A 9,543-nucleotide genomic window follows, 5' to 3' on the forward strand; every position below is an offset into this window, starting at 1 on the left:
ACAATCCACAACTCCTTTAAGAAATTGTGGATTGTTTGAAAGCGACTAGTTTTGATTTCTTGTTTGTTTTTCCCATATGCGTAAGGAAGGGTATGGATCAAAGGCCCATTCTGTTCTTCCATTATCTCGGTACATTCCGTAGTGGAGATGTGGGGGGAACTTTCCGCTTGTTCCTTCTTTCCCGTAACCAGAGCTTCCGACATAACCAATGACAGTGCCTGTTTTTACGATGTCTCCTTCTTTTATCTCTTCACTAAATCCTGATAAATGAGCATAGTAATGATAAGTGTTGTGAACATCCCGAATTCCAATTCTCCAGCCCCCAAAGTCATTCCAGCCGGCCACTTCTACAATCCCATTCGTAGTAGCCAGAACGGGAACGCCAGAGGAAGCAAATAGGTCAGTTCCTTCATGCATTCGTCTACCACCCCATCCTCTACTATCGCCCCATGTACTTCGATAACTAAAATTATGGTTCAACGAAAGGGGAAAGGTGTAGTTATATAAATCCAAAGTATCAAAATGCTTGTAAATCTTTGCGATCGTCATAATTTGATTCACGGATTCCTCACGTTTGTAATAATCCATGAGTGCTACTTTAAAGTCTTCTTCAGCCTGTCCGTATTCACTCAAATAGTCAGCCATCGTAAACAGTACATCTTCTATGTCATTGCGATCAGCGTAACCATTATCATTCCCATCTTTTCCTTGTCCACCAAAAAAAGAGATCATGGAAGGCGATTTACCTTCTTTGTACGGATTCGCCTTACCTGCCCAAACTTTTTTATCAAATTGGATAGCGATGGGGCCTTCTCTACTTGGGAGATCATCACGAACAAGTTGGATATTTCGTTCAAATTGGTCCACAGCAGCTAAATAATACCAAGGAATGAAATGCATCGCGCTATATTGTACATAATATTCCATGCGTTCGTTTAAAAGTTTTTCTCGCGATTGTGGTTTGTTTTCAGACGAAACAACGGAGGAAAAGAGAACAAAAACCACAACGGTTGAAAGTAAAAATCGCATACATCTCAACTCCATTTTTCTAATGTACATTTATTTTCCCCAATCTACATGATTTCATCAGTGAATAATTATTAAAAACAGTATGTGGTTTTTCCCATGATTTAAATTTCATCTTTGGGCAATTATAAGGTAAATGACGTATGGTAAAGGACTGAATTTCATGTTAACAGCACAACAATTATCATCTTTTCGCTCCCAATTACTGAAGAGGAAAAAGGAGTTAGAGGTACAATTTGAAGAAAATGATCATTATGATTTGCAAAGAAGTCACACAGATTCCGTAAGTGAACTTTCTTCTTACGATAACCACCCAGGAGATACTGGCTCAGAGTTATACGAAAGAGAAAAAGATCTCGCACTAAATGAGCATGATAAGCTTGAACTGAAAGCAATTGATGAAGCGTTAGAAGCAATGAAGGTCGGCATGTATGGTCAATGTGCCGAATGCGCGGATGAAATTCCGATTGAGCGTTTAGAGGCACTGCCAACAGCAAGGTATTGTATTGCGCATACTCCAGATCAAGATGTTTCTAGGCATCGGCCAGTGGAAGAACAGATTCTCACGCCACCGTTTGGTAAGTATAATTTGGATGAAAAAGATGAGAATGTTGGCTATGATGCAGAGGATTCATGGCAGGATGTTGCGCGTTATGGGACGTCCGATTCCCCATCCGATATAGAAAATCCTCCAGGAGAATACGAAAATACGTATACGGAATGGGATGAAAACAATGGGAACGTGGAATCCTACGAAAATTTTGTCGGCGTTGATATGGATGGACAAACGGTAACGGTCTACCCAAATAAAGAACACGAACGCTATGAAGAGGCATTAGATGAGGAAGGGATCATGACGTCTTTTGGTGATTTACCTGGAGTGGAGAAAGAGTCATACACAAATTCAGAAAGGCAACAAGAATGATTTTAGCTTTTGAGAAAGGGTGCCCATGAAAATCGGCACCCTATCTTTGGTGGGGAAATGTTTGGAAAAACCAGACACAGACGCCATCCATCTATAGTGAGTTAGGACATTTGGCATGAAACGCGGATATGTGAAGTGTAGCCTTCGATATAGGTGAAACATAAGCGGATACCCGACGCACAGCCTTCGATAAACCCGGCACAGACGCGGATACGCTGCGTATTCAGCACTCTTAAGTAATTTCTTGCAAATCAAGCGCGTCCATTTTCTGTTCCTACGCTCTCAACTGTCATTTTCTATCAAAAATTCAGAAAATTATAGACTGTTCGACAAAAAGTATGTAATATATTATTATAGTATGTAACAATTACACGCTTTGAAATATTTAAGATAATTCTCTTATGAAAAAATAATCCTCATAAGAATGACAGGCCACAACAAGTAGAAGTAAGCATCAGAATGAGGAGGTACAATATGAAGCTGATAGGGAAACTTGTGTTAGGTATTATTGCTGGTATTTTAATAGGATTATTGAATATTGATCCTGTTACACAGTTATTTGTGACGATCAAGGGTTTATTTGGGCAATTTATTGGTTTTGTTATTCCGTTTCTTATTTTATTCTTTATTGTGTCGGGTATTTCAAAACTTGGAGATAAATCTGGAAAAATGGTAGGCGTTACCGTTGGAACAGCGTACCTGTCTAGCTTACTAGCTGGTTTGTTTGCATTCGCTATGGCTATTACGTTTATACCTCTTCTATCCAATGAAGGAACTTCGGTAGCAGGAGGACAAGAAGGAATCGAACCATTCTTCCATTTTGAAATCGACCCAGTAATGGGTGTGTTAACAGCACTTGTAGCAGCTTTCCTCTTTGGAATTGGGATTGCAAAAACAAAGAGTCTGACCTTAATGAGGTTCTCCGATGAAGGAAAAAACATTATTGATATGGTCCTTTCAAAAGTAATTGTCCCATTTTTACCCATCTATATTGCTAGTATCTTCGTGGAACTGGCGGCAAAAGGGGAAGTTTTTAACATCTTAAAGGTGTTTGGTATGGTGCTATTGATAGGGGTTGTTTCGCAAAGCCTCTGGCTGATCATTCAGTTCTCTGTAGCTGGTGCACTTACCAAACAAAATCCATTCGTTTTACTTAAGAGCATGCTTCCGGCATACTTTACAGCAATTGGAACAATGAGTAGTGCAGCAACTATACCTGTTACACTCGAACAAGTGAAGAAAAACAATGTAAAAGAGGAAGTGGCAGATTTTGTTGTTCCATTGTGTGCCACGATTCATCTGTCAGGTAGTGTGATCACCATTGTGGTGAATACGATTGCTATAATGAATTTCCTCCCAGATTTTGCTCTTCCAACTTTCGGAAATATGCTGCCGTTCATCGCTATGCTTAGTGTAATTATGGTTGCTGCACCTGGTGTACCAGGTGGGGCCGTCATGGCTGCTGTAGGGATCTTAACCTCTATGCTTGGCTTTACCGAACTAGCAGTTGGCCTGATCATTGCATTGCATATGACGCAAGACGGATTCGGAACAGCTGCGAACATTACCGGTGACGGTGCGATCAGTACGATCGTGAACAAATTTTCAGAAGGCGATTCTGGTGTAAAAGGAAATGAGATCCCCGTGGCTACTAATGATAGAGAGGCCGTCTGATCGAGAAAATGATATGGATAGTGGTTGTCGATTCCATTAAAGGATTAGACGTGTTAATAAAAAACTAATATGGAATCAGATGATGATTATTGCAAGGAAGGCGAGTATAAATATTACTCGTCTTTTTTATGTGTCGAACTTTTTTAGGTAAAACAGCTAAAGGTGATGATAGTAGACTCAACTCACTAAGCACCTCTCAAAATTTCCCCTGTATCTTCCTAAACACACTATGACACTTGTCATGTTCATGTGTTGACATCCATGACTTATTTGAATGCTGTGTATCATTTATGATGAGGTCATAAGAGCAACGGAATCTTTTGATAATAGGAGGATGACATGAGTAAACAAAAAACAGCAGCGCTAAGAAAAAGTATCTCTCCTTTCGAGAAATCGAATATGAAGTCAAGCGTTAAGCAACTTTTTAATACCATTCCACCATTTTTCTTGTTGTGGTTTTTAGCATATCAGAGTTTATCGGTTTCAATTTGGTTAACGTTCGGATTAAGTGTTGTAGCAGCAGGATTTGTTATACGAATCTTTATCATTTTCCATGATTGCTGTCACGGATCTTTCTTTAAAAATAAAAAATTAAATAATGTGCTTGGAACCATCACAGGTGTCATTACGATGTTTCCATATGAAAAATGGAAACGCGAACATAACATTCACCATGCAACAAGCGGTAATTTAGATAAGCGTGGGATAGGCGATGTGTGGATTATGACGGTTGATGAATACGCAAAAGCTTCATTTAAAGAAAGAGTGTCTTACCGTTTATACCGTAACCCACTTGTGATGTTTGGACTTGGTCCACTTTATCTTTACTTGGTGACAAATCGTATGAACCGCAAAGATGCTCGTAAAAAAGAACGTAATAATACGTACCTCACGAATATTCTAGTTGTTGTGGTTTACGCACTTGTTATCTGGACCGTGGGCATTCAGGCGTTCTTGCTTGTCCATGTACCGATCATGTTTGTGGCTGGTTCACTGGGCATTTGGTTATTTTATGTGCAGCACCAATTTGAAGATTCGTATTTTGAAAATGAATCAGAGTGGAATTACGTGAAAGCAGCTGTTGACGGAAGTTCGTTTTACAAGCTTCCAAAAGTGCTACAGTGGGTGACAGGGAATATTGGTTACCACCATGTGCATCATTTAAGTCCGAGAGTTCCAAACTACAACTTGGAAAAAGCGCATGAATCAACACCGCCGTTGCATCACGCGACAACGATCACAATGGGCAAAAGTTTACAATCGATTCATTTCCGCTTATACGATGAAAAACGAAAAACATTTGCAAGCTTCAAAGAAGTTAAGCAACAGTGGAAAAAAGATAAGCTGAACCTACAAATGAACGCAAAGATTCAAAGCGTTGAAGGAAAATAAGCACCTTAACAAAGCACCCTCCAAAGCTCCTGTTGGATGGGTGTTTTTTGGTAACCATGTGCAGCCTTCGATATACAAGCCGCACCCGCGGATAACACTGTATCATGGTGTTTCGTCAGCACATGAGTAGGCTATTTGTCATGAAGTGCGGATAAGTGGCGTGCAGCCTTCGATAAACGAACTGCACCCGCGGATATTCGCCGCTCAAACTTCGATAAACAGACCGCGGATAACACTGCATCACGGTGTTTACGTCAGCATCTGAGTAGGCTATTTGTCATGAAGTGCGGATAAGTGGCGTGCAGCCTTCGATAAACAGGGCACAGCCGCGGATAACACTGCGTCATGGTGTTTGCGTCAGCATCTGAGTAGGACATTTATCATGAAGTGCGGATAAGTGGGGTGCAGCCTTCGATAAACGAGCTACACCCGCGGATAACACTGCATCATGGTGTTTGCGCCAGCATCTGAGTAGGCTTTTTGTCATGAAGCGCGGATAAGTGGGGTGCAGCCTTCGATAAACGAACTGCACCCGCGGATATTCGCCGTCCAAACTTCGATAAACAAGCTACACCCGCGGATATTCACCGCTCAAACTTCGATAAACAGGCCACACCCGCCAATAACACCCACTTTTTACCCAGACTTGCAATAAATTTGTTATAATATAGAAAAGAAAGGACGATACGCATGCAGAAGTGGTATAATATTTTCCCGAAAAATACGAGCTTGAACATTTACATATGGATTATTTTTTGTATGCTACCTTTCTATTTTATCTTCAGGTCTTCCACATGGATGGAGATTTTGATTGGTGTCTTCCTGATCATATTGTTTTTCGTTTCCTATCGCCTGACTTTCGTGACAAAGGGTTGGGTGAATTATGTTTGGGTGGGTATCGCAATTGTAATCAGCATCGTCATGACAGTGTTTTTCAGTTTTGTGTATTTTGCTCTTTTCTTGGCGTTTATGATTGGAAATGTACAAAATAAAATCGGATTTTTTACGCTGTATGGAGTGCTTGTGCTAAGTACGATTGCTACGATAAATATCGGGTTTTTCACGCAGGATGCGTTTTTTTTCTCGCAATTTCCGTTTGTGTTAATTAGCGTCATTGGCGTCATTTTGCTGCCATTTAATTCGTATAACCGAATCAAACGCGAGAAACTCGAAGGTCAGTTGGAAGATGCAAATAGACGAATTTCTCAGCTAATTGTGATGGAGGAGCGTCAGCGGATTGCACGCGATTTGCATGATACACTTGGTCAAAAACTTTCGCTTATTGGGTTAAAAAGTGATTTAGCAGGGAAATTATTGATCGCCAATCCAGAATCAGCCAAAGGTGAAATCCACGATATCCATCAGACGGCGAGAACGGCTTTAAAAGAAGTCCGTGAACTCGTTTCTGATATGCGGGGCGCTAAATTAGAAGACGAGATCGTGAGGATTAAGCAAATTTTAACAGCAGCTCAGATGAAATTCAGTATTAAAGGCGATGCGAAGCTTAAAAATACGACCCTGTTAGTGGAAAATGTAGTGAGTATGTGTTTGAAAGAGGCTGTGACCAATGTAGTGAAGCATAGTCAAGCTGCAACATGTGACGTGTTGATCGAGCAAACGGACAAAGAATTGGTCATTCAAGTCGATGATAACGGTGTTGGATTTCCAAAAAATGATCATTCGATTGTGGGAAATGGATTGCGCGGGATGAAAGAGCGATTGGAATTCGTCAATGGCAGTTTGGGCATTGAGTCCTTAAACGGAACGACACTGACCATCCGTGTGCCATATGTGATTCAACAAACGAAACGGGAGGGATTGTCGTGATTCGAATTGTAATTGCCGAGGATCAGAGTATGCTACTAGGGGCTCTTGGTTCACTTCTTGATTTGGAAGAGGACATGCAGGTCGTTGCGAAGGCGCGAAATGGGGAGGAAGCGATCGCACTTGTGAAGGAGCACGATCCCGAAATTTGCATCATGGATATTGAGATGCCATTAAAAAGTGGGTTAGATGCTGCAGCAGAGTTGAAGGATCATCCATGCAAAATCATTATTTTAACCACGTTTGCACGAACAGGTTATTTTGAACGGGCACGAAATGCAGGTGTCAGTGGCTATTTGCTAAAAGACAGCCCAAGTGATGAACTCGCGAACTCGATCCGCACGATTATGGATGGACGTCGCATTTATGCACCAGAGCTAGTAGATATGGCATTTACTGAAGTGAATCCACTGACAGAGCGCGAAAACCAGGTGATCGAATTGATCGCAGATGGCAAAAACACCAAACAAATTGCAAGCGAACTCTTCATTACCAACGGCACCGTGCGCAACTACATCTCGATCATTCTTGATAAATTAGAAGTAAGTAACCGAATCGAAGCCATCTCGCGTTTTAAGGAGAAGGGTTGGTTTAAATAAAGTGCGTGAAACCAGTAGACCATTTGGCTTGCTGGTTATTTTTTATGGTTAGAGAAGAGAGTGAGCTAGATGACCCCAAAAACCCCAAGTAAAAACTCTATAACAGTTTTTCCATTTTCTAATATTTTTTATGAGGTATTAAACAAAGACAGTGAATCTAGTGAAAAGTGCAATAAACCAAGCGATCCAAGCAATCAAATTAATAATAAGTTCTTGCTAAGCGGTTGGATTACTAACTGAAGCAATTGGTTTATAGAATATTTCCTGAGCTCTACCTTGATTATACTTTTCAGAAAAAATTACCAAAAAGGAGGCGACATAATTCGATTGATTTTTCAGATAATTATATTTATAATAAAATGAATATTCTAGCTCTCTCCCACACAGGATACGGAATATCATTAATTTAAAGGGGAAATTACCATTTTAATTAACTTTATTCTGTTTTGGGGAAGTTTGACCAGGAGGAGGGTGAGTGGTTTGAGGTTAGTAGAAATACGAGATTGTATTCTTGAAGACGCAAGAGGTCAAAGGAAAATAGCGAGGGAAATAGGCGTATCAAAAACTACTGTATTAAATTACCTCAAGTTTTGTGAAGCTGGAAAACCCCAAATTTCCTTAAATACGATTTTAGGACTTCATTTTATGTATGCTACAGAAGTGGATCGTGAAGAAAGAACAATTGAATACTATGCGTTCAGTTATGAATTGAAGCCTAATCATTTGAAAGAAACGCTAGTATACTGCTATGAGAAAAATTACTATGATCTTCACAGGTCTTTAGTTGATAAGGTAAAAACAACGTCGGTTGAAATGGCTAAGTTTTCAGATATAATATGGTTGATGTCACAAGCAAAAAATGATGATATTGAGTGGACAGAAATGTATCAGAAAATCGGCAACATCAAAAGTAGTCTCCCACACATTCAATTCTTAAAACGTTTTTCCGAGGCTATTTATCTATTAAATTATGATACTACCGAAGATGAAAGGTTTAGATTCAAAAGACTAGGACTAAAGTGTAATGAGCTATTAGAAGAAATAGATAGTTACAAAGGAATGTTTCCTTACAAAATCTTTTTTATGAAGGTTCAAGAACTCTATGCGAGAGCGTTTCTAAAACAAAAAAATTACGAAATGGTAAGGAAGATCGGTCACGAAGTTATAAAAAGTGATGTCGGAGAACGACATAAGGCGTCTGCAAACTATGCTATAGGAATGACATACATATACGACGACTATGAACGATTCACTAGATATTTAGAGGAGTCGATTCAACTTTATAAAAAAATCGGGCCTGCTGTTGAGAACGAAGCTGTACATTTTTATTTAGAGTTTGCTTTGATCTTTCATGGTCAAACTGAAAACCTACAATGTACTCATTCAATAAATAAAGCGTATTTATTAGCAACACAAGGAAGAGTTGAAGAAGCACGAGAAACACTGAGAATTAAAGATTGGGACAAATACGACGCTGTATTTGCTACAATTGTACGCTCGTTGATTGAGCCAACGGAAATGGGACGAGAGCAGCTTCTTGATGAGGCGCGTCTAATTTTTGAAAATCGTGGTGACTATCATTTTAAAGATTTTCCTGATTTGATATTTAAGAAATTTAATAAGGAGGTTCTTTCGAAATGAAAAATATTACAATTGAGTCATTATCTATGGCGTTCTTGACTTCATTTATACTCACTCCTCCAGTAACAAAGAAAATAAATAAACATCATCAAATAGAACAACCAAACCCAATAGGCGAAACACCTACTGGTTGATTTATGAAGGGCAGTATCTCAAATGAGGTACTGTCCTTCAGTCGTTTTAAGAGGTGGTCAGCGATTCTAAGATAATTCAAAACAATGACCACTTAAATTTAGATTATCTTAAGGGAGGGATAGAAATGAACGAATCGTATGCTGTAGCAAAAACGTTAACTACACTGGGAGTAGAGTTAAACGATTATGTGACGAGCGGAAAAATTGATCTGGCACAAGTACTAAATAATCTTAAAGAAGCAGGTAAAATTTCAGAAGAGGAATACAATCAATTGTGGGAAATCTTGAAGACAAGCTAAACTCTACACGAGAATGTAGAGCTTTTTCT

9 protein-coding genes are annotated in these 9,543 nt (G+C 39.5%); 8 read left to right on the forward strand and 1 reads right to left on the reverse strand.

The annotated features are described in order from the left end of the window. Nucleotides 1–45: 45 nt before the first annotated feature. Nucleotides 46–1,029, reverse strand: coding sequence for a M23 family metallopeptidase (locus tag AB1471_RS12525; protein WP_367780106.1), 984 nt, complete (start codon nt 1,027–1,029; stop codon nt 46–48). A gap of 160 nt (nt 1,030–1,189) precedes the next feature. On the opposite strand from AB1471_RS12525, the gene AB1471_RS12530 reads away from it, so the two are divergent. The 8 genes from AB1471_RS12530 (at nt 1,190) to AB1471_RS12565 (ending at nt 9,514) form a co-directional block, all read left to right on the forward strand. Next, nucleotides 1,190–1,951, forward strand: a complete 762-nt coding sequence (locus AB1471_RS12530) for a TraR/DksA C4-type zinc finger protein (protein WP_367780107.1) — start codon at nt 1,190–1,192, stop codon at nt 1,949–1,951. Nucleotides 1,952–2,425: 474 nt separating this feature from the next. Beyond that, the gene (locus AB1471_RS12535) at nt 2,426–3,625 is read left to right on the forward strand and encodes a dicarboxylate/amino acid:cation symporter (protein WP_367780108.1); all 1,200 of its coding nucleotides are present in this window, start codon (nt 2,426–2,428) and stop codon (nt 3,623–3,625) included. 339 nt (nt 3,626–3,964) lie between these two features. Beyond that, complete coding sequence (gene desA / locus AB1471_RS12540) at nt 3,965–5,017, forward strand: Delta(5) desaturase DesA (RefSeq protein WP_367780109.1); 1,053 nt, start codon at nt 3,965–3,967, stop codon at nt 5,015–5,017. Between the two features lie 690 nt (nt 5,018–5,707). Then, nucleotides 5,708–6,844 (forward strand): sensor histidine kinase, encoded by a 1,137-nt coding sequence (locus AB1471_RS12545; RefSeq protein WP_367780110.1) that lies wholly within the window; start codon nt 5,708–5,710, stop codon nt 6,842–6,844. After that, nucleotides 6,841–7,440, forward strand: a complete 600-nt coding sequence (locus tag AB1471_RS12550; protein ID WP_367780111.1) for a response regulator — start codon at nt 6,841–6,843, stop codon at nt 7,438–7,440. The genes AB1471_RS12545 and AB1471_RS12550 overlap by 4 nt, the downstream gene beginning before the upstream one ends. Before the next feature lie 480 nt (nt 7,441–7,920). Beyond that, nucleotides 7,921–9,081 (forward strand): AimR family lysis-lysogeny pheromone receptor, encoded by a 1,161-nt coding sequence (locus AB1471_RS12555; protein WP_367780112.1) that lies wholly within the window; start codon nt 7,921–7,923, stop codon nt 9,079–9,081. Then, the gene (locus AB1471_RS12560; RefSeq protein WP_367780113.1) at nt 9,078–9,215 is read left to right on the forward strand and encodes a hypothetical protein; all 138 of its coding nucleotides are present in this window, start codon (nt 9,078–9,080) and stop codon (nt 9,213–9,215) included. Before AB1471_RS12555 ends, AB1471_RS12560 begins: the two co-directional genes overlap by 4 nt. A gap of 125 nt (nt 9,216–9,340) precedes the next feature. Then, nucleotides 9,341–9,514, forward strand: coding sequence for a hypothetical protein (locus AB1471_RS12565; protein ID WP_367780114.1), 174 nt, complete (start codon nt 9,341–9,343; stop codon nt 9,512–9,514). Nucleotides 9,515–9,543 lie beyond the last annotated feature (29 nt).

The sequence above is a fragment of the Jeotgalibacillus marinus genome (assembly GCF_040801915.1).
Lineage (GTDB): Bacteria > Bacillota > Bacilli > Bacillales > Jeotgalibacillaceae > Jeotgalibacillus > Jeotgalibacillus marinus.

Coding starts and splice junctions, on each gene's coding strand:
- AB1471_RS12565 (WP_367780114.1), top strand. CDS start 9,341: ATGAACGAATCGTATGCTGTAGCAAAAACGTTAACTACACTGGGAGTA.
- AB1471_RS12545 (WP_367780110.1), top strand. CDS start 5,708: ATGCAGAAGTGGTATAATATTTTCCCGAAAAATACGAGCTTGAACATT.
- AB1471_RS12530 (WP_367780107.1), top strand. CDS start 1,190: ATGTTAACAGCACAACAATTATCATCTTTTCGCTCCCAATTACTGAAG.
- AB1471_RS12535 (WP_367780108.1), top strand. CDS start 2,426: ATGAAGCTGATAGGGAAACTTGTGTTAGGTATTATTGCTGGTATTTTA.
- desA (WP_367780109.1), top strand. CDS start 3,965: ATGAGTAAACAAAAAACAGCAGCGCTAAGAAAAAGTATCTCTCCTTTC.
- AB1471_RS12560 (WP_367780113.1), top strand. CDS start 9,078: ATGAAAAATATTACAATTGAGTCATTATCTATGGCGTTCTTGACTTCA.
- AB1471_RS12525 (WP_367780106.1), bottom strand. CDS start 1,029: ATGCGATTTTTACTTTCAACCGTTGTGGTTTTTGTTCTCTTTTCCTCC.